This window comes from Bacillota bacterium, from assembly GCA_012837335.1.
In the GTDB taxonomy this organism is placed as follows: domain Bacteria; phylum Bacillota; class Limnochordia; order Darwinibacteriales; family DTU012; genus DTU012.
This window is the reverse complement of record DURM01000052.1, coordinates 25,483-46,875: the sequence shown is the minus strand read 5'-3', so window position 1 is coordinate 46,875 and position 21,393 is coordinate 25,483. Positions and strand designations below refer to the sequence as shown.

29 protein-coding genes are annotated in these 21,393 nt (G+C 47.3%); all 29 read right to left on the bottom strand.

Features of this window, described 5'->3' with window-relative positions:
* Positions 1-10: 10 nt before the first annotated feature.
* Entirely contained in the window at positions 11-1,867 is a 1,857-nt protein-coding gene (locus GX019_06850) for a 1-deoxy-D-xylulose-5-phosphate synthase (GenBank protein ID HHT36880.1), read from the bottom strand.
* A 246-nt stretch (positions 1,868-2,113) separates the two neighbouring features.
* The gene (locus GX019_06845) at positions 2,114-2,989 is read right to left on the bottom strand and encodes a polyprenyl synthetase family protein (GenBank protein HHT36879.1); all 876 of its coding nucleotides are present in this window, start codon (positions 2,987-2,989) and stop codon (positions 2,114-2,116) included.
* A 9-nt stretch (positions 2,990-2,998) separates the two neighbouring features.
* Positions 2,999-3,238, bottom strand: a complete 240-nt coding sequence (locus GX019_06840; protein ID HHT36878.1) for an exodeoxyribonuclease VII small subunit — start codon at positions 3,236-3,238, stop codon at positions 2,999-3,001.
* The gene (gene xseA, locus GX019_06835) at positions 3,228-4,436 is read right to left on the bottom strand and encodes an exodeoxyribonuclease VII large subunit (protein HHT36877.1); all 1,209 of its coding nucleotides are present in this window, start codon (positions 4,434-4,436) and stop codon (positions 3,228-3,230) included. Before xseA ends, GX019_06840 begins: the two co-directional genes overlap by 11 nt.
* A gap of 93 nt (positions 4,437-4,529) precedes the next feature.
* A complete protein-coding gene (locus GX019_06830) occupies positions 4,530-4,688 on the bottom strand; it encodes a hypothetical protein (GenBank protein ID HHT36876.1) in 159 nt (52 codons plus the stop codon).
* A gap of 37 nt (positions 4,689-4,725) precedes the next feature.
* The gene (locus tag GX019_06825) at positions 4,726-5,700 is read right to left on the bottom strand and encodes an O-sialoglycoprotein endopeptidase (protein HHT36875.1); all 975 of its coding nucleotides are present in this window, start codon (positions 5,698-5,700) and stop codon (positions 4,726-4,728) included.
* Positions 5,693-6,109 carry a transcription antitermination factor NusB gene (nusB, locus tag GX019_06820; GenBank protein HHT36874.1) on the bottom strand — a complete coding sequence of 139 codons (417 nt, stop codon included), beginning with the start codon at positions 6,107-6,109 and terminating at the stop codon, positions 5,693-5,695. Before nusB ends, GX019_06825 begins: the two co-directional genes overlap by 8 nt.
* A gap of 25 nt (positions 6,110-6,134) precedes the next feature.
* Complete coding sequence (amaP, locus tag GX019_06815; GenBank protein HHT36873.1) at positions 6,135-6,662, bottom strand: alkaline shock response membrane anchor protein AmaP; 528 nt, start codon at positions 6,660-6,662, stop codon at positions 6,135-6,137.
* Complete coding sequence (locus GX019_06810; protein ID HHT36872.1) at positions 6,663-7,067, bottom strand: Asp23/Gls24 family envelope stress response protein; 405 nt, start codon at positions 7,065-7,067, stop codon at positions 6,663-6,665.
* Positions 7,068-7,127: 60 nt separating this feature from the next.
* The gene (accC, locus tag GX019_06805) at positions 7,128-8,477 is read right to left on the bottom strand and encodes an acetyl-CoA carboxylase biotin carboxylase subunit (protein ID HHT36871.1); all 1,350 of its coding nucleotides are present in this window, start codon (positions 8,475-8,477) and stop codon (positions 7,128-7,130) included.
* Positions 8,478-8,489: 12 nt separating this feature from the next.
* Complete coding sequence (gene accB, locus GX019_06800; protein ID HHT36870.1) at positions 8,490-8,942, bottom strand: acetyl-CoA carboxylase biotin carboxyl carrier protein; 453 nt, start codon at positions 8,940-8,942, stop codon at positions 8,490-8,492.
* 146 nt (positions 8,943-9,088) lie between these two features.
* Positions 9,089-9,694 carry a SpoIIIAH-like family protein gene (locus tag GX019_06795; protein ID HHT36869.1) on the bottom strand — a complete coding sequence of 202 codons (606 nt, stop codon included), beginning with the start codon at positions 9,692-9,694 and terminating at the stop codon, positions 9,089-9,091.
* A 17-nt stretch (positions 9,695-9,711) separates the two neighbouring features.
* The gene (locus GX019_06790) at positions 9,712-10,245 is read right to left on the bottom strand and encodes a hypothetical protein (GenBank protein HHT36868.1); all 534 of its coding nucleotides are present in this window, start codon (positions 10,243-10,245) and stop codon (positions 9,712-9,714) included.
* 17 nt (positions 10,246-10,262) lie between these two features.
* Entirely contained in the window at positions 10,263-10,787 is a 525-nt protein-coding gene (locus tag GX019_06785) for a hypothetical protein (GenBank protein ID HHT36867.1), read from the bottom strand.
* A gap of 4 nt (positions 10,788-10,791) precedes the next feature.
* Entirely contained in the window at positions 10,792-11,970 is a 1,179-nt protein-coding gene (gene spoIIIAE / locus GX019_06780; protein ID HHT36866.1) for a stage III sporulation protein AE, read from the bottom strand.
* Positions 11,971-11,985: 15 nt separating this feature from the next.
* On the bottom strand, positions 11,986-12,375 hold the full coding sequence (locus GX019_06775) for a stage III sporulation protein AD (GenBank protein ID HHT36865.1): 390 nt from the start codon (positions 12,373-12,375) through the stop codon (positions 11,986-11,988).
* A 15-nt stretch (positions 12,376-12,390) separates the two neighbouring features.
* The gene (spoIIIAC, locus tag GX019_06770) at positions 12,391-12,588 is read right to left on the bottom strand and encodes a stage III sporulation protein AC (protein ID HHT36864.1); all 198 of its coding nucleotides are present in this window, start codon (positions 12,586-12,588) and stop codon (positions 12,391-12,393) included.
* 14 nt (positions 12,589-12,602) lie between these two features.
* Entirely contained in the window at positions 12,603-13,118 is a 516-nt protein-coding gene (locus tag GX019_06765) for a stage III sporulation protein AB (protein HHT36863.1), read from the bottom strand.
* Between the two features lie 29 nt (positions 13,119-13,147).
* Positions 13,148-14,050: a stage III sporulation protein AA gene (gene spoIIIAA / locus GX019_06760; protein ID HHT36862.1), complete on the bottom strand. Its 903-nt coding sequence runs from the start codon at positions 14,048-14,050 to the stop codon at positions 13,148-13,150.
* Positions 14,051-14,188: 138 nt separating this feature from the next.
* Entirely contained in the window at positions 14,189-14,638 is a 450-nt protein-coding gene (locus tag GX019_06755) for a hypothetical protein (GenBank protein HHT36861.1), read from the bottom strand.
* Positions 14,639-14,668: 30 nt separating this feature from the next.
* Positions 14,669-15,226: an elongation factor P gene (gene efp, locus GX019_06750; GenBank protein HHT36860.1), complete on the bottom strand. Its 558-nt coding sequence runs from the start codon at positions 15,224-15,226 to the stop codon at positions 14,669-14,671.
* Positions 15,227-15,252: 26 nt separating this feature from the next.
* The gene (locus GX019_06745) at positions 15,253-16,311 is read right to left on the bottom strand and encodes an aminopeptidase P family protein (protein ID HHT36859.1); all 1,059 of its coding nucleotides are present in this window, start codon (positions 16,309-16,311) and stop codon (positions 15,253-15,255) included.
* Positions 16,274-16,753, bottom strand: a complete 480-nt coding sequence (aroQ, locus tag GX019_06740) for a type II 3-dehydroquinate dehydratase (GenBank protein ID HHT36858.1) — start codon at positions 16,751-16,753, stop codon at positions 16,274-16,276. Before aroQ ends, GX019_06745 begins: the two co-directional genes overlap by 38 nt.
* 12 nt (positions 16,754-16,765) lie before the next feature.
* Positions 16,766-17,284, bottom strand: coding sequence for a shikimate kinase (locus tag GX019_06735; GenBank protein ID HHT36857.1), 519 nt, complete (start codon positions 17,282-17,284; stop codon positions 16,766-16,768).
* A gap of 108 nt (positions 17,285-17,392) precedes the next feature.
* A complete protein-coding gene (locus tag GX019_06730) occupies positions 17,393-17,593 on the bottom strand; it encodes a hypothetical protein (protein HHT36856.1) in 201 nt (66 codons plus the stop codon).
* A gap of 42 nt (positions 17,594-17,635) precedes the next feature.
* On the bottom strand, positions 17,636-18,718 hold the full coding sequence (rsgA, locus tag GX019_06725; GenBank protein HHT36855.1) for a GTPase RsgA: 1,083 nt from the start codon (positions 18,716-18,718) through the stop codon (positions 17,636-17,638).
* Positions 18,715-19,254, bottom strand: a complete 540-nt coding sequence (locus GX019_06720) for a YqeG family HAD IIIA-type phosphatase (protein HHT36854.1) — start codon at positions 19,252-19,254, stop codon at positions 18,715-18,717. Before GX019_06720 ends, rsgA begins: the two co-directional genes overlap by 4 nt.
* Positions 19,255-19,334: 80 nt before the next feature.
* Positions 19,335-20,036 (bottom strand): RNA polymerase sporulation sigma factor SigK, encoded by a 702-nt coding sequence (sigK, locus tag GX019_06715; GenBank protein HHT36853.1) that lies wholly within the window; start codon positions 20,034-20,036, stop codon positions 19,335-19,337.
* Between the two features lie 98 nt (positions 20,037-20,134).
* Complete coding sequence (locus GX019_06710) at positions 20,135-21,349, bottom strand: threonine ammonia-lyase (GenBank protein HHT36852.1); 1,215 nt, start codon at positions 21,347-21,349, stop codon at positions 20,135-20,137.
* Positions 21,350-21,393 lie beyond the last annotated feature (44 nt).

Sequence of the window (21,393 nt, the reverse complement as noted above, 5' to 3'; positions counted from 1 at the left end):
AAATCTTCCTTTAATCCTTTCGGTATTGGAGCTCAGCAGCCATTACTTGGCTGATTCTATCAGCAATTCTTTCCGGAGTAAGCCCAAACATGCTGTGCAGTTGATCAATTCGACCTTGAGGGACAAATTGGTCCGGATAACCCAGCGTGATTACCTGTTTGCGCATATCCTCAGCAGCTAATCTGGCTGCATGGCTGCCAAATCCCCCGGTTACAACATTATCTTCAAGGGTAAATATTACAGATGTATCCTGAACAAGCCGCTCTAAATCCTGCTTAGTAAAGGGCTTAATAGTGCGAACATTGATTACGCGGCAGCTGATTGCTGGCGCCAGCAGCTCAGCTGCTTGAACTGCGGCTTCCACCATACCTCCAACTGCCAGCAGGGAGCAGTCGCTTCCCTCATACACAACATCGCTGGGTATGGACTGAGCAGGATCAAATACCACAGAGCCTACTGCAGTCGTTTGAGCGCGGGGATAGCGAATTGCTGTCGGTTGCTCCTGGGACAATGCCCACTTAAGCATTCCTTTCAGCTCAGCACCATCTTTAGGCGCTAAGATGACTAGATTAGGAATGTGGCTTAAATAACTGAGATCGAATACGCCGTGGTGAGTCGGTCCATCTTCCCCGACTACACCTGCTCGATCAACTGCGATTACCACCGGCAGATTCTGCAGACAGATATCATGGAGAATTTGATCATAACCTCGCTGCAAAAAAGTAGAATAAACCGCTGCCACAGGTCGCAGACCCTGCGCGGCTAAACCCGCAGCAAAAGTTAAAGCGTGCTGCTCCGCAATTCCCACATCAAAAAATCGCTCCGGAAATCGCTCAGCAAAAGGTGTTAATCCGGTACCGTCCTGCATCGCAGCCGTTATGGCTGTAATCCTCTCATCCCGCTCAGCAAACTCCACTAAACTTCTGCCGAAAACATCACTGAAGCTGATGGTTTTGCCTTGGTTGTTGCTGTAGCTCGGTCCTAATCCATGGTATTTCTCTGGATTTTCTTCCGCTGGTGTAAAACCCCGGCCTTTTTGAGTAATTACATGGATCAACACCGGTCCACCTCTTTTGATGCCATCCCTGAGTGCCCGCTGCATCTGGCGGATATTATGTCCGTCAAATGGCCCAAAATAGCTGAAACCCATTTGTTCAAAAAGCTGACCCGGCAATAAGCTTTTAACTGCATCTTTAAACGAAGAACCCAGTCTGCTGACCGATCCTCCGATAGCGGGAATCCGCTTAATAAAGTTCTCTAATTCGGTTCGCGCTCGCGACAGAGTCGGATCCAGCCGCAGGCTGTTGAGGTAATTGCTCAATGCTCCCACATTTTTGGCTATCGACATGGCATTGTCATTGAGAATTACAACCAAGTCGGTATCCAGCTGGCCAGCATGATTTAAGGCTTCAAAAGCAAGACCGCCGGTTAAAGCTCCATCACCGATGACCGCAACTACGTTGAAATCTTCTTTCTGCAGATCGCGGGCAACAGCAATTCCAAGGGCTGCTGAGATAGATGTAGAACTGTGGCCGACCCGAAAAACGTCATGGGGACTCTCATCAGGAGATGGGAATCCGGAAATTCCACCTAACTGCCGCAGCGTATCAAAATCCTGATATCTATCAGTCAAAAGTTTATGGGGATAACACTGGTGACCAACATCCCAGATGATCTTATCCTGAGGGCTTTTCAAAACAGAATGAAGGGCGATGGTCAGTTCAACCACACCTAAATTGGCCCCAAGATGACCACCCGTTTGGGTTACGGTCGCGATAATCTTAGTGCGGATTTCCTGGGCGAGTGCTGTTAAGCCCTGGTAATCTAATTTATGTAAATCTTGTGGAGATTTAATTGATTCCAGCAAGTAAGATAGGCCCCTTTCTGGATATTGTTTCCGTTTTAGCTTTGTCTGTTTGAGTCAGTTTTAGTCTAACTAAAGCCTGTCCTCCTGCAGGTGATCTAATTTAAAATAAAAAAAAGCAGCACAAAGCTGGCCCGGAGCAGCATTGATGGAAAGGGCTGTACTGCCCAACCAGTAGATCGCCCTTCCACCTTAACCTCCGCTTAGGCGTCTCTATTATAACATATCGATGCGAGATCTTCAATCAAGCTACGAATCACGCTTGAGGACATACTCAGCAAGCTCTGCCAAGTAGTGTTCCTTGCCTGGAAGTTTCGCTGCATAGCGCTTACACTTGTCAACGCTCTGCTCGGCCAGCAACTTAGCTTCTTCCAATCCCAGCAGAGATACTGAGGTTGATTTCCCCTTACGCAGATCAGCGCCGGTAGCTTTACCTAATTTGGCAATATCCCCGGATACATCCAAAATGTCATCGGTGATCTGAAATGCTAAACCAAAATTCTCTCCGTATAACGAAAGCTCTGCAAGAACATCTTCATCTGCTCCACCAATAATTGCGCCGCCTCGAAGCGCTGCTGAGAAAAGCTTGCCTGTCTTGTGGCGGTGGATATACTCTAGGGTCAATAGATCAATCTCTTGGCCTTCCGATTCCAAGTCAACAACCTGTCCACCGATTAAGCCCTGGGACCCGCAGGCGGTACTCACTTCATTAATAATCCTTAGAGCCGCTTTACTGTCCACACCTGCCATGGATGATAGAACCTCATAAGCATAGGTAAGCAGAGCATCTCCCGCCAAGATTGCAATTCCTTCACCAAAAACCTTATGGTTGGCTAATTTGCCTCTGCGGTAATCATCATCATCCATAGCCGGCAGGTCATCATGAATCAAGGTGTACGCATGAATCATTTCAATCGCACAGGCAAAATCTAGGGCGGCTTCCCGGTTTCCCCCGACTGCTGCGCATGCTTCCATGGCCAGCATAGCCCTCAGGCGTTTACCTCCACCTAAACAGGAGTAGCGCATCGCTCGATGAATTGCATCCGGTTTTACAACCGCATCTGGCAGAAGTTCATTGAGCCTATCTTCAACCATTTGCGCATTTGCTTTTAAATACTCCTTCATATCCACAGCCTATTCACTCTCCTTCTGTTCGAATGGTTCAGTTACTGTTTCTCCACTTTTCTCCAACAAAATCTCGATTTTTGCTTCATACTGATCCAGTTTGCTGCGGCAGACCCGTGCCAGTTTAACGCCATCCTCAAAAAGTTTCAGGGAGTCATCTAAACTAGCAGTACCCTCCTCCAACTGGCGTACAATTTCTTCTAAAGCTTTAAGGGCATCCTCAAAGCTGATCGCTTTTTCATCCATCATGAGATTCTCCTTTCTCCACCAGACACCTAATCTGTCCTGTTCTGAGCTTTACCATTACCTGCTCACCAACTGCAACCTGCCTAGGATCGGTAACTAAGCTCTGGTCAAGCTTTTGACATACTGCGTAGCCTCTACCCAATACCGCAAGGGGACTGAGGCTGTCAAGCTTGTCCGCAAGATTAACAAAGTTCTGCTTAGTCATGCTTAAGCGGTGGCTGATCAAAGTACTGATCTTGGCGGACAACTCATCAAGTTTCTGGTGCTCCCGGTTTATTCGCTCCTCTGGCTGTAAAAACACCCTTCTGTGGGTGAGGTACTCGACAGCCTGGCGTTTTTCATTGATGAGCTTTTTTAGTCCGGAGCTGAGCCGTGATGTCAACTGCTCGACAGCGTCCACCAGCTGCTCGTAATCAGGAACTGCGATTTCTGCTGCCGCAGATGGTGTTGGTGCGCGCAGATCAGCGGCAAAATCCGCGATTGTAAAATCGGTTTCATGACCCACTCCGCTGATAACCGGAATAGGGCAAGCAGCGATTGCTCTTGCTACGCTCTCATCATTAAAACTCCACAATTCTTCGATCGAACCGCCGCCGCGGGTTAAAATGATGATGTCTAAATTCTGAGCGGCAGCTATTTCTAAGGCTGCTGTGATGCTTCTAGGTCCCTCATCACCTTGAACTATAGCCGGAATAATCAGAATATCCATCGAAGGATAGCGCCTGCGGATCACGCTTATACAGTCGCGCACAGCGGCTCCGGTAGGAGATGTAATTATTCCGATTCGACGCGGTAAGTATGGCAGAGGCTTCTTCCGCTCCTGAGCAAATAACCCTTCCTCCGCCAGCCTCTTTTTCAGTTCTTCAAATTTAATATGCAGCGCCCCTACTCCCTGAGGCAGCATCTGCTCAAGATAAATCTGGTACTCTCCATTCGGCTCATAGACTCCGATTGAGCCTACTACAATGACAGTATCGCCATCTTTTGGTTTAAAATTCAACCCAGCATTACGGCTGCGGAACATCACAGCTTTGATCCGGCTGCGCTCATCCTTCAGCGTAAAGTACATGTGCCCGGATGTGTGATGCTTAAAATTGGATATTTCACCCTCCACCGCAAGATAACTGAACATGGGCTGCTCTAACTGCTGTTTTATCATTTTCGTCAAATCACTGACGCTGATAACCTGCGGTTGAATCATGGTATCCCTCCCTCAGTTATGTTCTCTTCACCCGATTTGAATACCTTCCCCGATTTTATTTATCAAATAAAAAACCGGGAATATCCCGGCGGATCATTCAGATTGTTTTTCTTTCTTAAAATACCGGGCTGCAGTAAAATCCAGTAGTGCTCCTAGAATAATTCCAATCAAAACCCACACTGCATAACCCGGGGGCACCCAATGCCCTACAACCAAACCAACAATCGCCCCAATCACGATCTTTACCCACACAGAGAACCCCTCCTCTGGTGAATAATATGCCGCTGTCTTAAAAAACATGCTGGATAAATGAATCGCCTGCAGAGGAAAGGCCAGCAAAAACAGCAGCGCCCACGGCGTTATCAACGCTTAACCTTGGCTCTGCAAAAAACAGTTCCAGCTGAGGCAGCCGCTTGACCAGCTCTTTTCTGATGATTAGATTTGAACATACCCCACCAACCATTAAAACCTTGGTCAGCTGCGTCTGCTGCTGAGCCCAGTCAATTAGTTTCGTTACTGTACGGGCAATGTTTAGGAGCACCGCTTTGGCGATATCCGCATGCTGTTCTGTTTGTAACATGCGCACTGCCGCTGCCTCAGCCCCAGAAAAACTAATCTGTCCATCGCGATGATACGATGGGATCACCAAATCTTTGGTACTGTTTAAAGCCAGCCGCTCTAAATCTCGACCGGCGGGAAACGGCAGGCCCATAGCTGTTCCAATCCGATCCACCAGCTGCCCAGCATTAAGATCGCTTGACCCACCCAATATTTCAAGGTCTAAGCAGTAACCGGATTTTACCGATGCACTAACTATTTCTGATGTACCACCAGATAAGTGAACTGCCAAAAACTGCTCTGCCTGCGGACCTCCTGCGCTGTAGAGGCCAGCCCAAATATGATTCTCTTGATGCGATAGCCCGAAACAGGGGATCTGAAGCAATGCGGTTAAGCTCTCTGCTAGGCCACTGCCTGCCAAAAACACAGGCATATACGAATCGTCAACAGGGCGTGGGCTGGTGCTGACCGCAGCCGCACGCAGAAACTCCCCTAAATCGGGTATCTTTTCTGATGTTTCTTTCATGAGCAAGGGTAGGTTCTTGACATGCCAAAAAAGAGCCTCCGATTGCCGAAGACCCCTTTCGCCGGTTTTAACCGGCAGCAGCTGTTTGATATTAGCCACCAGTTCTGCCTGCTCATTAACTACTGCAAGCGAGGTTGTGTAATTACTGGTGTCGATTCCTAAATAGTAAGCTTTACTCATCTGAACTCCCAGCTAAATAATCTACCACGGTACCTAAAATGCCGTTAATGAATTTAGCAGCCTGCATATCGCTGAAAATTTTAGCTAGTTCAACTGCCTCATTAATGCTGACCTTAGTAGGTACATCCGGTAAGTATTTTAATTCATAAATTGCTAACCGCAGAATATTCCGGTCAACACACGACATTCTGTCAAGCGTCCAATCCTTAGCAAAACGAGAGATGAGCTGGTCAAGTTCGGACAGATGGTCCCTAACCCCCCTGACCAGCTTATCAGCAAATTCTCGGCTTGCAGACGATAGTGGTGTTTCTACTGCTGAATTTGCCAGTGCATCGCTTGGAGAACTCTGAGTGATATCAATCTGATACAATAGCTGCAGCGCTGTTTTGCGCGCAAGACGTCTGCTCAAGCCACCCCACCTCCGATTCTTTCAACTACTGGACGCGGATCTGCTGCTGAGGAAGCACCCCTTTTACATTCACATTTATTACCGCCGCTTCTGTTCCGATTGTCTGCTGCAGGTAATCGCTTACGCTGGCCTGCACCAGCTCAGTCAGATGAGGAATTGAATGATCGGGCAGTAGCCGCAGTTCAAGATCAAGACTCAGCGGTTCAACCTCGGTAACAGTGATCGCAGCATCCTTTATTCCCTCAACCGTTTTGACAGCCTCACTGACAAGCTCAGAAATTGTCTGCACACTGATCCGAACGCTGCCTAGATGAGTCTGGCGAGCGAGAGCCCGTTCATCGCGTTTCAAGTCGTTAACCAGCATTAAAGCGATATACACTACCAGCAGCAGTAAAATGACAACCAGCAAAAGCCCGTCAAGCTTCCCGTTCTGCACTGTAACCAGCCAGTTTAACAGCGCACTGCTGCCGAAGACAGTCATGGCAACCAGCACACCACCTACCAGCAGTACGATTGCAACGACAGCTAGGATTAGCCGATCCAGCACTGTCATTTACTTCACCCGCGGCTGCGGCGGTGGATCCTCAACAGGCTCTTCCGGCGCAGGTTGTGGGAAATGCACTCCCAGCACATGAATATTTACTTCAACAACATCCAAGCCAGTCATCCCTTCGATAGCCTGCTTCACATTATTTTGAATGTTTCTGGCTACTTCCGGAATAGGAGTTCCATAATCAACAATAATAAATAGATCTACAGCAGCCTCGTGCTCGCCGACCTCAACCTTCACACCTTTGGACAGATTCTTTCTACCCAGCATTTCAGCAATGCCGCCAGCAATTCCGCCGCTCATACCAGCTACCCCTTCAACCTCGGTAGCTGCTAATCCGGCAATGATACCAACCACTTCATTAGCAATTTTCAATTCACCTAAATTGGTCCGCTGCTCATCTGTCATGATAATCGGCACCTCCTTACAGTGTTATTATAACAAACCACCTAATATTTGACAATTTTATTATTGGCCCTCTGCCATCAACTGCTCAATAAAATCTACAGTATACTGGCCGGCTAGAAAGCGGGGATCCTTAAGAATGCGCTGATGGAAGCTGACATTATGTTTGATTCCTTCAATTATGATCTCCGCAAGGGCACTCTCCATTCTATGAATTGCCTCCTCACGATCGCTGCCCCATGTAATTAGTTTACCAAACATGGAATCATAATATGGAGAGATTTCATAACCTTGGTAAACATGGCTGTCCCAGCGAATACCATGACCTCCGGGAACATGCAGTTTAGTAATTACACCGGGAGACGGACGAAATCCGTATTCAGGATCCTCGGCGTTGATGCGGCACTCAAGGGCATGAGCTGTCGGAGTAATATCAAGCTGGTTATAATCAAGCTCCGCTCCGGCTGCTATCTGAATTTGAGCCTTCACCAAGTCTATGCCGTAAACCATTTCGGTAATCGGATGTTCGACCTGAATTCTGGTATTCATTTCCATAAAATAAAAACTGCCGTCTTCATCCAAAAGAAATTCGATCGTGCCGGCGTTGAGATAATTCACTGCTTTAGCGCCTTTGACAGCAGCTTCTCCCATTCGGGCTCGCAGACGGTCATCGACAACCGGAGAAGGGGCCTCTTCCAAAATTTTCTGGTGGCGGCGCTGCAGCGAACATTCCCGCTCGCCAAAGTGCACAACATTGCCATACCGATCGCCTAAGATTTGAATTTCCACATGCCGGGGATTCTTAATAAAGCGCTCAAGATAAACCTGATCATTGCCAAAGGCTGCTCCGGCTTCTGCTCGGGCCAATCGGTATCCTATAATCAGTTCGTCTTCATTGTGGGCAACGCGCATACCTCTGCCTCCACCACCGGCTGAGGCTTTAATTATCACCGGATAACCGATTTGTTCAGCTACAGCTTCAAGCTCCCCCTCATTGGGTACCGGCCCGTCACTGCCAGGAACTACCGGTACACCAGCCGCTTTCATCAGAGCCTTAGCCCGTGATTTGTCTCCCATCCGCTCGATTTGGTCAGCACTGGGTCCGATTAAAGTCAGACCATAATCTTCACAAATCTCGACAAAGTCTGCTCGCTCACTCAAGTACCCATACCCGGGATGAACTGCATCGGCTTGACACTGCACCGCCGCGGATATTATATTCGGAATGTCGAGATAACTGGATTGAGAAGCCGCAGGACCAACGCATAAAGCTTCATCTGCCAACTTAACGTGAAGTGAATCCCGATCAGCTTCTGAATAAATTGCAGCTGTCCGGATTCCAAGTTCACGGCAGGCACGAATCACCCGCACCGCAATTTCACCACGGTTTGCAATCAGAATCTTCTTAAACACATCTACCACTCTCTATTCTGCTGTTTCCATCAAGAATAAGGGTTGCCCATATTCCACAGGTTGTCCATTTTCAGCTAAGATCTTTACAATTTTGCCATTATACTCAGATTCTAACTCATTCATCAGCTTCATGGCTTCAATAATACATAATGTCTGCCCTTTTTCTACCATGGAACCTTCCGTAACAAAAGGATCACTGTCAGGAGTAGGTGCTCGATAAAAAGTACCCACCATTGGCGAGCAGATTTCCCGTGTATTAGGACCCAACTGCTCCTGGTAAACCTCAGCTGTCGGCACTTTTTCTTCCACAACCGGAACCACCGGTTCCACTGCTGCTTTCGCTGCAGGTTGCGGCGCCGAAGCTGCTTTAGCTAGGTATAGTCTCAGCTCTTCACTTTCTAATTTCATCTCACTGATGTTGCTTTCGCTGAATAAGATCATCAGTTCTTTCAGATCGATGTTCATTGATAACCTCCTATGACAGGAAATTATTACTAAATTCGACGTTTGAATGTAATGTCCTGTTCCATGGTCTACTTTTCCACTACCAGCAAATTTTCATGCTAAAAAACCAAGGTCAATCCTTGGTTAGGAACAACCTTGGTTTTTCGCTAGCTGTTTGTCAGCTCGTCAATAATTGTAATCCTGTCCAAACGGATGTTAGTGATCCTCCGCACCATCTCCCCTATCGCTTCCGCTTCATAGCTCGACAGAGTTACGGGAACAACAATAGTGGCTGAATCATTTTCGATAAGAACAACCGCATCCAGATAACCATTCATTTTAAGAAGGTTCTCTAACTCTGTCTCTCGCGCGATATTATCCAATAAACCTACCAGTTCCAGCTGTAGTTTATTGCGGTTATCAGGGTCTAGCTCCGCGGTTTCCAGCATGCGTTCCAGCAGATCCAGCCTCTGGCTTCTCACTTTTTCCCGCTCTATTCGGTATTCCACAAATTTAGTTGGCACAGATGTTACTGAAATAAACATTCCGTCGTCTAGCTCGCTTACGGTGCGAAGCTGCGAGGAGAAAACATCAACTGCCGGCTCCGCATCTTGCTCAACCTCAGCTGCATCTTCGTTATCTGAAGCGTAATAGTCTCCGGCAGCTTGACGCAGCTCGTCACTGCCATAGAAACCAACCCAAAAAGTTACCCCGATCAGCACTAAAACAATCATCAGCAGAACAACTCTTTTGGCATGAATCACGTAATACACACGGCGCCCACCTTTCGCTATTTTACTTTTGCCTGCACTTCTATCTTGTACATCGGCAGCTGCAGCACGGTTTGAACCGCTTGGAAAATCCGGTATCTGATCTGGGGATCGGCAGCTCCTTCGGCTGCAACCAAGACACCCCTCAGCTCAGGTTCATACTCTTCAAGAACAAGCGGAATCTCTTTGTTTCCACCATCTGCTCTGAGTGTAACCGGAGACTTAGTCAGGCGTCGTTCCCCCTCTCTCATGTCTTCCGTGATTGACTCAGCAATCACAATTTTGGCGCTGCGCTCCAATGTTACAAAAACCTCAACATCTCCGACTCCACTGATCTGGGATAAGATCTTGATTAGCTTTTCCTCAATCTGCTCCTCATAGTTACTGCTGCTCCCGCTGTGATTTGCAGCAGACTCAGCGGGAGAGCGGATCTGGGTGCTGCGGTTTGTTTCCTGCTTGGGAGCTTGAATCAGCATCAATCCGATCCCGATAACAACCAAAAATCCCAGCCAGTTAATGATTTTACGCTGCGCTGCCGATAGTTTCGCGAACAAGCCAACTTCCCCCTAACCTAACCAATTTCAACATTAATATTGGACTCGGCTGTCTGCAGATACCGAGAAACCAGATCTATGACCAGTTCTGTCAATTCTTGAAGATCACTGTCCAGATTGCCAGATTCCGCCGGTATAATCCTAACATCTACAGAAGAAATTAAGCCTTCTTGATTGATATTGATCTGAATCCGGGCATCTTGAATGGCTGTACTGCTGAGCAGCAGAGCTTCCAGCTGGTAAGCAGTGTTTTCTGATACATACTGCATAACAGGGCGCATGCCGGCGCTGTAGATTTGACTTCCAGCTCCTGCCCAATCCACATTTGCAGGACTGCTGATTAACCCCAGCGACAGCGTATCGAGCTCCCATCCTGAATAAACTAATGCCAGCAGCGGTTCCAGCAGCACCAGCATAATCACCAGACCCATCACCAACTTAGCTAACTTTTTGCTGTCGTTGGCCGGTAAGAACAAATCGAAAACAGCTATCACTAAAATCAAACCCGCAGCCATCCGCAGCCAATCATATATACCCCGCATCGTTTCACCTCATTACTGCAGCCAAATTGCCGATTCCCACTAAAATCGTGATAGTTAGAAAAAACATTAAGGCTGCTGTTGCCAAGGACACCATTACCAGTGTGAGCGAACCAGCCATGCTGCCTACTGCTTCAGAAATACGCTTATCGCTGATTGGTTCTATCAGAACAGCTGTGATGCGGTAGATAAGTACAATTGCCCAGATTTTAATGATCGGTAGGGCTACTAAGAAAAAAATAATCAGCATACCGAACATCCCGACAGTATTCTTGATTAACAATGATCCGCCAACCACAACCTCAACCGCGTTCGCAAACATGGAACCAATCACGGGAACCACATTGCTTGTCAAAAATTTGGCTGCCCGCAGGGCGACTCCATCTGCTACTGGCGCAATTGCCCCCCGCACTGCCAGTACACCTAAAAAAATTGTAAACGCGAATGAAAGGAGCATGGTTGCCGCATGTTTTATCAGTCCACTCAAGCGGGTTAAAGGAAAATCCGGAGAAAGGTGGGCTAACAGCCCGACTACTGCACCAACATTCAGCAGTGGAAACAAGATCGTCCTTATCAAGAAAGCCACTCCACTGACTACCGCAATCAGGACCGGGTGAAACATGGCAGCTGATGTTATTCCACCTACAGAAGCGACTAATGTAGCAAGCATCGGCAGGAGCGCATACATAAACGAGACCATGTCATCGAGACTTTGGTACGCTAAGGTTAAGGCAGACCGAAAGCTCTGAAGTCCCACATACATAATCACCAAAAAGCAGACCAGCAGCCCAATATTAATGATTCCTTTGTCTTCAACGGAGAGCTGAAGTTGGTTCAAAACCGCTGCCAGCAGAGCTGTTACCAAAAGCTGGCGCATTAGCTGGGAACTAAAAACTACTTCCTTAAATAAAACCTTGACTAATGTGTTAAACACATCAATAAGATTGATATCTTTTAACCCATTAGTAAAGACCGTCTTTAGGTTTACAGCCGGAATGAATTCTTGAAAATCCGGCTCAATGCGATCCACATATCCGATCAGTTCCTCTAAATTGAGTGCCCGCAGCTGTTCTTCAACAGATTCAGCTAAAATATCCAGATCAGCAGCCAAAGCCGCAGCTGCACCGGAAAACAATGCCAAACAGCAGATTACAAACAACACCTTAACTTTAGAGTTTTTGTGCACTCTAATAACCACCTATTACCCCAATATTCCCAATACAGCAATCAAAATAGCTTCAATAAGGGGCAGCGCAATGATTAAAATGATAATCTTCCCAGCCAATTCCACAACCACTGCCATAGCATTTTCATCCGCATCTCGGCAGATTTCCGTGCCAAATGCTGTGATATAAACTATCGCTGTCGTCTTAAGAATCGGTGCCAGATACTGAGAACTCACTCCTGCTTGATTCGAGAGGCTGTTTAAAAACCCCACCACCTGGGTCAATTCAGGAATCAACAGTAATACCACAATTACAGTAAAGGTTATTGATGTTAAAACAGCCCATGGCGGATTCATACCCCGCAGCTGAATTTGGACCACAACAAGCACTACTGCCAATCCGGCGATTAATGGAACCCACAGCATGTAAACACTCCTCGGTTACCAGCGAAATACCGCCTCAACATTTTCAAATAAACGAGCTACCATCTGCACCAACCAGAGCAGCACGATGATGACCCCAGCTAAGCTCAGCATCTGGGCTTGTTCCTGTCTCCCCGCCTGCTGAAGGAAAATATTCAGTACTGCCACTAAGATGCCTAAACCGGCGATACGATAGATCGGTGTCAAGTCACCCATGGTCTGTCTCCCTTCTAGATCAGCAATAAAACTATTAAGGCGCCTACACAAAACCCCAGATAATTCCAGAGCCGAACCATCTTATCCCGCTCCTGCTCAGCTTGGGAGCCCAACTGCTCTAACCGGGTTTGCAGAAGCAGCAGATGCTTCATCTGATCATCGGCATCGCTTCTCCCCAGCGCACTGCCAAGCTGACCAACCGCCTCTAATTCCTGATTGGTGAAACCTGCTTCCCCTAATATTTGGAGAGCCTGATTCCAGAGTTCAGATGCGCTTACATCATTGTTCTGTGCCAGAGAATCAGCAAACTGAGCAAAGAACTGCGCGATCGGTCCTTCAACTTGACCCGCTATTTTACTGCATGCTTCCGATAACGACGATCGTGCGTAATTAATCTCTGTGGCTAATAGCTGGAGCGCACTGCGCATCTCCTGCAGATGGCGGGGGCGAAGAGAGTAACTTCTGGCCACGACTATGCCAGCTGTTCCGCATCCAAAAATAACCATACAGGCGCCTATCAACCGCAGCATAGCATCCACTCCCATCGCAGTATCTAATATTATGCAAGCTCATCCAATTTAAGAACCTGTTCCACCGTGCCCGGTCCTCTGCGCCGGGACAGGAAGATGGCCTGCTGAAAAGCTTCCCACCCATACTGCATCCAGAATCGTTTTGACACACTGTCCCAATCAGCTCCATGGCAGGAAGCAACAACTGCTACACCAGCACGAATTACATCTGCTAAAGCCGATCCATCATCAGGGTGACCGATTTCATCGGTAATAATCACTTCAGGTGCCAGTCCCCTAAGGGCGATCGAGATTCCCTCCGCTTTTGGACAGCCATCGATAACATACGAATTCCTGCCCACATCCAGTTGGGGAATTCCTCGATGGCAGGCAGCTATTTCTGAGCGCTCGTCGATCACAACAGTATTAAAGCCTTGATCTGACACCTGACGGCAGATATCCCGCAGCAGTGTTGTTTTTCCGCAGCCCGGTGGTGAGATAATCAGCGTTGAGACAACCTGTCCGCGATTAACAATGGAGCGCATCAGCGGATCGGCAGCTCCGATTACGGCTCTGGCCAACCGGAGATTTAGCCCGTTGATGTATTTAAAGGTTTTAATCTGGCCGGATTCTAACACAGCTTTGCCGCTGATTCCGACTCGATGGCCCCCGCAAAGGGTTAGGTAGCCAGCCCGAATCTCATCTTCCAGCGCGTACCGAGAACTATCGGTCATAATCTCAAAAGTCCTGGCTATGTCTTCTATCTTCACCACATAGCTCTCGCTGATCCGGCAGATACCGGTGCTGTTGACACCATATTCATGGCTCCGCTCCTTAACTACCAGCGGCCGTTCAGCCCGGAGTCTGATTTCCTCTATAAGATCCCAAGTTCGGATCGGCTCCAAGAGCCGCCTCAAATTTGGCGCAAGCTGAGACAGCAAAGCTGACTTCATACCGATGGCTCCTTTGCCAGATTCTAATGAAATATATGCCTGTCTCGGACAAGTTATGACAAAAAAAGAAGCACCCTGTTCACTTTAAAAGTAAACAGCAGTGCTTCTTAAAACACTTGACTCTATCTGCGGTTAACCTTAGTCTTGATCCTCGTCGAACTCATCATAGTCATCATCGAATTCATCAAAATCATTACTATCGTTATAGTAAATGGTTTCGCCGCACTCCGGACAAGCAATTTCTACTTCTCCATCGTCATACAGAAAATCTTCCTCAAAAACCACTACATTTTGGCAGTTAGGGCATTCAATTTCCACCATATCAAGTTCCGGATCAAAATCATGGTCATGATCTGATCCACATTCGCACGAATGATCCTCTAGATCTGCCAAATCAGCATCAACGGCTTCAATATACTCTTCCAGCTCATCATAGCTGAAGAACAAGTCATCGACATCATCTACCAGATCATTGAGAATATCGATGAGCTGCTGAAATACGTTTTTCAATTGCTCTTCTTTAGTAATGTCCCCTGTACTGTCAAGCATACCACGCAGGTACGCAATCTTTTCTCTAATAGTATCCACTCACTGCACCCCCTAAGTTTTAGTATAACCTTACGCCCTAGATAGATATTCGCCTGTACGTGTATCTACCTTAACTATCTCGTCCTGCTCAATAAACAGCGGGACCTGCACAGTAATTCCTGTTTCAAGAGTTGCTGGTTTAGTTGCGCCGGTAGCAGTATCCCCCCGAAAACCAGGTTCAGTTTCAACCACTCTTAAGTTAACAGTGGTCGGCAGCTCGATACCAATAGGGGCGCCTTCATAGAACTGAATGCCGATTGTCATGTTCTCTAATAGGTAGTTAGGAGCATCGCCTAAATCAGCTTTGGTCAGGCCGACCTGATCAAAACTATTAGTGTCCATAAAATAATACTCGTCACCGGTGCTATAAAGGAACTGCATCTGCTTAGTTTCTACAATTGCCCGCTCGACTCTTTCACCGGCTCTGAAAGTCATTTCCCTAACAGCCCCGGTTTTTACATTTTTAAGCTTGGTGCGGACAAAAGCTGCGCCCTTTCCTGGTTTTACGTGCAGGAATTCAACTACACTGTACACGTCACCTTCAACTTTAATCGTTAAGCCTGTCCGCAGATCATTGACTGATATCATATTTTAACATCCCTTCTTTTAAAAATCTATTCTATAATCACCATTTCTTTTGAAGTTTGAGTAAGAATTTTGCAGCCGGTTTCTGTGACCACAACCAAGTCCTCAATCCTTACTCCTCCCCACCCAGGCAGATATACTCCCGGCTCCACCGTTACAACCATCCCCGGTACCAGAGTTTCCTCATCCAGCTGCGATAAGCGGGGTTCTTCGTGAATCTCCAAACCAACAGCATGACCTAAGCTGTGACCAAAGTTATCGCCATATCCGGCACTGGCGATAATATCCCTGGCAGCGCTGTCAACCTGTTTACCAGTCAAACCCGGCTTAATAGCCGCCAAAGCCGCAAGCTGAGCCTCCAGAACCAAATTATAGATCTCCAGATGCTTATCCGTCGGTTTGCCGACAATAAGTGTCCTCGTCATATCAGAGCAGTATCCTTGATAAACGCAGCCCATATCAATTACGATAAAGTCGCCGCGGGTAAACTGTCTCTCTCCCGGCACTGCGTGGGGCAGGGCACCTCGCGGTCCCGAACCAACAATCGGATCAAAGGCGATTGCTTCCGCCCCAAGCCTGCGCATAGTGTACTCTAGCTCTAAAGCCAGCTCAATTTCTTTCATCCCAGGCTTGATTGTAGGAATCAACTCCTGCAGAGCCTGGTCCGCAATCTCGACCGCCTTAGTGATTTTCTCAATCTCCTCGTCGGTCTTGACCATCCGCAGCTGAGCAACCCAATTCTTGGTGGGAACAAACTCCACCTCAAAATTGCGCTGCCAATGATTAAGCTGATCCACAGTGATGAATTCACTCTCAAAAGCAATGCGCTTTACCCCATATTTCTCAATTAAACTTTGAAGCGTCTCTGTTAAAGTGGACTCCTGCTTTACAATCTCCCAACCCGGACTCTGCTCTGCAGCTTGTTCTGTATAGCGAAAATCAACGATAAGAATATTTGTGTCATGTCCGATCCATACCAAGCCGGCACTTCCAGTAAATTTAGTTAGGTACCGTCTGTGAGTTTTATATGTAGAAATAAAAACATCGCAATTATTCTCTGCTAGTCGCCTGCGAATTTGTTCTAACACTTATCTTCTCCTCTCCACATAAAAAGTCGATTAATCCCTGCAGGGCTAATAAATACCCGAAATCACCGAAACCGGAAATCTGTCCGATACACACCGGTGCAATCACTGAAGTATGGCGAAACGGCTCCCTCTGGTATATTCGGGATATGTGAACTTCAACTGCCGGTATGCTCAATGCCTTTATACAATCGCGGATCGCATATGAATAATGAGTATACGCTCCGGGATTAATAATTAAACCAGCAGCATCACGGTGTTTTTGCAAGAAATCAATGATTTCTCCCTCTCCGTTAGCTTGAAAGCACTTTAGACTAAAACCCTGCTTCTCTGTGGCTCGAATCATCATCTGTTCAATATCAACCAAGGTCGTGTCGCCGTACACTTCCGGCTCCCTGGTTCCAAGCAGATTTAAATTTGGTCCGTTTACTAATAAGATTACCATCGGTTCTCACCACTACTCAATTAGTCTTAACACAGCGTCAGCCGTTTGTTCAATACTTAATGCCGTTGTATCGATGCAGGCATCGGCAAGCTGTTCATAGAACATGTGGCGCTGCATCAGCAGCCGGCGAATTTCAGCCAAAGGATCTGCCACATTAAGCAGCGGCCGATCCTGAGAGCAGGCGGTTCGCTCATAAATCACTTCAGGGGCAGCTTTAAGCCAGATTATCTTATTGCCCTTTCCCTTACTTTCAAGCAGCATCCTGCGCGAAGGTTCATAGGTGACTATCCCGCCTCCGGTAGAAATCACCTGGTGGGAGTTTTTCAGAATCTGATCCAAAGTTTCGGCTTCAGCAGACCGAAAGTATCCCTCACCATGCTCGCGAAAGATGTCTTTAATGATACGGTTAAGCCTGCGCTCCAGCTCAGCATCACAGTCGATAAAAGACCAGCCGGCTTGCTCCGCGCAGACCCGTCCCACACTAGTTTTTCCCGTACCCATAAATCCAATCAGAGTCAAATTAGCAATCATAAGCACTAACTCCTGCACTATCCAGCACTACAATTAGAGTTAAACACTTCTCTATATTACGTGGAAAATCCTGCCAAATAAAAACAACTCCTGAATATAGGAGCTGTTTTACCTATCTACCGATTTTGCTGCAAAATATAAGGTTATATCAACACCATTATCTGCTTTTTTCATTCCCACATCAGCCAGCTGACAAGCAGCCAAACTAGGATGTGCCTGCTGCAGCTGTTTCACCTTGTGGCGGATAGCGGCTAAAACGCTGTCGCTGTCTGCGTACGGAACATTAACCTGATAGACATATGAATGCATGTCAACCCCTCCTGCTAACAGTATAAGCAGGAGGGCCCTAGGTTATTCCATTTTTCCCCCGATTAAATTCGGACGCACGGTAAATTCCACCCCATGAGGAATAGTCAGCTCCCCAACGATAGATTTGTGCCGAATCGATATCCAACCAAGGCCGTGGACATATAAATCATGCTGAGGATCAATCCTAACTTCTGCTCGCTGCCACTTTGCTACCGCGCAGGATGCGCATCTGCTTTGGAGCCAATCATCAAGCTTTTGAACATTGGCCCGCTGCCACTTAACCTGGGAGGCAGTAAAGCCAATCAGGAGAGCATCATCCTCGAGAGGCCGAAAGGCTGCCAAACCCGGAATTACCAGCGCTCCCCGCGTATTGAGCCTATATACTCCCACATTTAACCTCTGGGAGGGAATAAGTTTAACCGCGCAATCCAAACATACCAGATCCGTAAGCCGTCCTTTGGGAGCCAATCCCGGCGAGTCGCTCAATACTAAGCCGTGCGCCAGATTCCACCTGGTGCAGGCTACCGTTGTACCGGGAAAACGCGCCGTTGTTGGGGTAAGACCGCGATTTTTACCATCCTTCTGAAGAATTTTAGTAATTAACGTTGACTTCCCCGCATTGGTTACACCAGCCACCAGCCATCTGCGCGCATCAGATTCAGCTAAGACGGCCAAAAGCTCTTTAATTCCATAACCAGTGGTGCTGCTGATAGGAATCACTTCACCATCGATACGGCGGCAGCTTAAACGCTTCACTGCCCATTCCACCGCTTCTGAAACAGGTGTTTTCGGGGGAAGCAGATCTACTTTATTGAGTGCAATAATAACGTTTTCTTTGGCCGCAAATTGCTCGATCTGCGCTGGAATGCTGGCTTCGAAATCCATTATATCTAGAATTACAATAACACCCTGCGCCCAGTTGAGCCCGTGGGCAATTACTTGCTCCGCATCAGACATGCCCGAATAGTCTTCATGCTTTCCATAGTGTTTAATGCGGTAGCAGCGCTGGCAGATCAGCTCTTTTCCTGGCTCATTCAGCAGATGCGCAGGCAGATATCCGACCGTATTTGGATTCTCTGATTGTATATATGCACCGCAGCCGCGGCACTGTCTTTTTATACTCATTCTTTCCCTCCGTCGCGTTGATTTACTGCTTCTGCTGTCAGCATTCCTTTTTTAACAAACTTTTTCAGCATGCGCCGCTCCAATTTCCGGACAACCCTAGTTGTTCCAAGTTCCTTTGTGCCGAGCGGCGTGATTAATATAGAATAAATTCCTAGCCGGTTTGCACCTAGAATATCAGTGAACAGCTGATCACCAATCATCGCGGCTTCAGAAACCTTTTTACCTAAGATCCTTAAGGCTTTCCGAAAAGGTGTCCGTTTCGGCTTAAATGCCCAAATAACTGCCGGGATGTCCATTTCTTCAGCAAAGCGCTTCACCCGCTTCGGCTTACCGTTAGACACTAAACAGACTTTAAATCCTTTCGCTTTAGCCTCCTCAATCCATAACCTAAATTCACTGTCCAGCCGATCACTATCATACTGAACCAATGTATTGTCTAAATCCAGCAGCAGACAAGAGATCCCCTGTATGCGCAAAACATCCAAATCTATATCAGTCACTCGGTTGCACACCTGATCTGGCAGTAACAGCTTCATGGCAGCTCCTCATTTAACTCGTTTTCCTTATTATACCACAAGTATGGTCAAACATAAAAAGGGGCTGAGCGCCCCAATGGTTAATCTAAGCACATTTTTTCCTGAAGTTTTAATAATGCTCGCTTCTCTATTCGCGATACATATGAACGGGAAATTCCCATGCGTTTGCTGATTTCCCGCTGTGTCTGCCTTTCCTCATCACCCAGCCCGTAGCGCAGTATCAACACCTGTTTTTCCCGCTGACTCAAACATTTGAGTTTATCGTGGAGAACCTCTTGGTCAACTTGGAGCTCAACCTGGTCAAAAACATTATCGGTATCGGTTCCGAAAATATCGATCAGACTCAGCTCATTACCTTCGCGATCCGATCCAATTGGATCATACAGCATAACCTCTTTTTTGAGTTTTTTAGTAGAACGCAGATGCATTAATACTTCATTCTCAATACAACGAGCTGCATAGGTTGCGAGCCGAGTTTGCTTATCCGGATCATAAGTATTGATTGCCTTAATCAGTCCAATCGTGCCGATTGATATTAGGTCCTCCAGATCTTCGCCTTTTTTGTCAAACTTCTTTACGATATGCGCAACAAGCCTGAGATTTCGCTCTACCAAAAAGTTCCGCGCTTCAATACTTCCCGCCTTCATTGCCTCCAGCAGTTCTTTCTCTTCAGCTGGATGTAAAGGTTTGGGAAAAACATTAGAGTTTGAAATATACGAAACGAGCAGACCGATGCCTTCAAAAACCCATCCAACAGCAAAGGCCGCTAACGCTGCAAGCATCCTGTCACCCCCCGATCGAAGATGCGCAAAAACTCTGACTCTACATCTTATGTTCGGAGGGGTGATTGTGTGTCTGTCTATGATGGTTTAAATTTATGTCAGATCTGGTCCGGTTCGTATCCAGCCCGTTTCAGCGCCCCGATAACCTGACAAGCGTGGGCTTGATCTCGAGTTTCAATGTTCAGAATAACTTCGGTGCTGTTCAATAATAGATCGAGAGCGAGTCGATTATGATACACCTCAATAATATTTGCCTGCGCTGATGCTACAATGCTCATAAGTTCCGCTAGCGCTCCGGGAAGGTCAGGAATAATCACACGGAGTCGGACACGCCGGCCGGCTCTTACCAGTCCACGCTCAATGATCCTGGCAATCTGATTGACATCAATATTGCCTCCGCTTAAGACCAAGACTGTGTTGCCCTGAGGGAGTTCCAGATGATTATGGAGCAGAGCTGCCAGAGTTACAGCGCCCGCACCTTCCAAAACGAGCTTACTTTTTTCTAACGCAAAGAGAATTGCGTCAGCTATTTCTTCATCAGGCACGGTTACCAGCTGATCCACATATTTCTGTACCAAAGCAAATGTAAGTTCGCCGGGCTGCTGAATCGCTATTCCGTCTGCAATGGTAGCTGCCAGCGGCAGCTTTTCAATCCTACCTAGATTGACAGCATTGGCCATGGACGCCGCACCTGCTGCTTCAACCCCGATAATCTTAACAGCAGGACTGGCTTCTTTTAAACAAGCAGCGATGCCGCCAATCAGTCCACCGCCTCCAACCGGCACAACCACACAGGCTGTTTCATCCAATTGCTCAAGCAGTTCTAAGCCAACTGTGCCCTGACCCGCTATAATGTCCAAATCATCAAAAGCATGAATGAAATGATGATCTTTCTCGATATGCTGCTGGAAGGCTTCAGCAAAACAATCGTCCATCGAACTGCCCGTCAACACCACCCGAGCACCATAGGCTTTAGCCGCATTAATTTTGGTAATAGCTGCGCTTTGAGGCATTACAACCGTACTGGGCAAATTGAGCAGAGCCGCAGCATAAGCCACTGCCTGCCCATGATTTCCCGCCGAAGCAGTAATCACGGATCTTACCTCTTCAGTTTCGGTCAAACGTTTAAGTTTATGATACGCTCCCCGGAGTTTAAAAGACCCCGTCTTCTGCCTGTTTTCCAGCTTGAAAAAGATGCGGCGTCCGCACCGCTCGCTTAAATAGGATGCGAAATCCAGGGGAGTCTTTTTGATAACAGGTTTGATCACCTGTGCTGCAGCTCGGATCTTCGCTAAATCAAGCATTTTATTCACCTCTAGATGCTAGTTTTCCCGTCTGGGGCTGAATTTTACCTGCG

Coding starts and splice junctions, on each gene's coding strand:
- GX019_06735 (HHT36857.1), bottom strand. CDS start 17,284: ATGATTGCTAATTTGACTCTGATTGGATTTATGGGTACGGGAAAAACT.
- GX019_06720 (HHT36854.1), bottom strand. CDS start 19,254: ATGAAGCTGTTACTGCCAGATCAGGTGTGCAACCGAGTGACTGATATA.
- GX019_06730 (HHT36856.1), bottom strand. CDS start 17,593: ATGCATTCATATGTCTATCAGGTTAATGTTCCGTACGCAGACAGCGAC.
- accB (HHT36870.1), bottom strand. CDS start 8,942: ATGAACATCGATCTGAAAGAACTGATGATCTTATTCAGCGAAAGCAAC.
- efp (HHT36860.1), bottom strand. CDS start 15,226: ATGATATCAGTCAATGATCTGCGGACAGGCTTAACGATTAAAGTTGAA.
- GX019_06775 (HHT36865.1), bottom strand. CDS start 12,375: ATGCTGTGGGTTCCATTAATCGCCGGATTGGCAGTAGTGCTTGTTGTG.
- GX019_06845 (HHT36879.1), bottom strand. CDS start 2,989: ATGAAGGAGTATTTAAAAGCAAATGCGCAAATGGTTGAAGATAGGCTC.
- GX019_06810 (HHT36872.1), bottom strand. CDS start 7,067: ATGACAGATGAGCAGCGGACCAATTTAGGTGAATTGAAAATTGCTAAT.
- aroQ (HHT36858.1), bottom strand. CDS start 16,753: ATGGTAATCTTATTAGTAAACGGACCAAATTTAAATCTGCTTGGAACC.
- GX019_06840 (HHT36878.1), bottom strand. CDS start 3,238: ATGATGGATGAAAAAGCGATCAGCTTTGAGGATGCCCTTAAAGCTTTA.
- GX019_06785 (HHT36867.1), bottom strand. CDS start 10,787: ATGCGGGGTATATATGATTGGCTGCGGATGGCTGCGGGTTTGATTTTA.
- GX019_06825 (HHT36875.1), bottom strand. CDS start 5,700: ATGAGTAAAGCTTACTATTTAGGAATCGACACCAGTAATTACACAACC.
- amaP (HHT36873.1), bottom strand. CDS start 6,662: ATGACAGTGCTGGATCGGCTAATCCTAGCTGTCGTTGCAATCGTACTG.
- GX019_06765 (HHT36863.1), bottom strand. CDS start 13,118: ATGCTGCGGTTGATAGGCGCCTGTATGGTTATTTTTGGATGCGGAACA.
- rsgA (HHT36855.1), bottom strand. CDS start 18,718: ATGAGTATAAAAAGACAGTGCCGCGGCTGCGGTGCATATATACAATCA.
- spoIIIAC (HHT36864.1), bottom strand. CDS start 12,588: ATGGGTGACTTGACACCGATCTATCGTATCGCCGGTTTAGGCATCTTA.
- spoIIIAA (HHT36862.1), bottom strand. CDS start 14,050: ATGAAGTCAGCTTTGCTGTCTCAGCTTGCGCCAAATTTGAGGCGGCTC.
- xseA (HHT36877.1), bottom strand. CDS start 4,436: ATGATTCAACCGCAGGTTATCAGCGTCAGTGATTTGACGAAAATGATA.
- sigK (HHT36853.1), bottom strand. CDS start 20,036: ATGCTTGCAGCGTTAGCGGCCTTTGCTGTTGGATGGGTTTTTGAAGGC.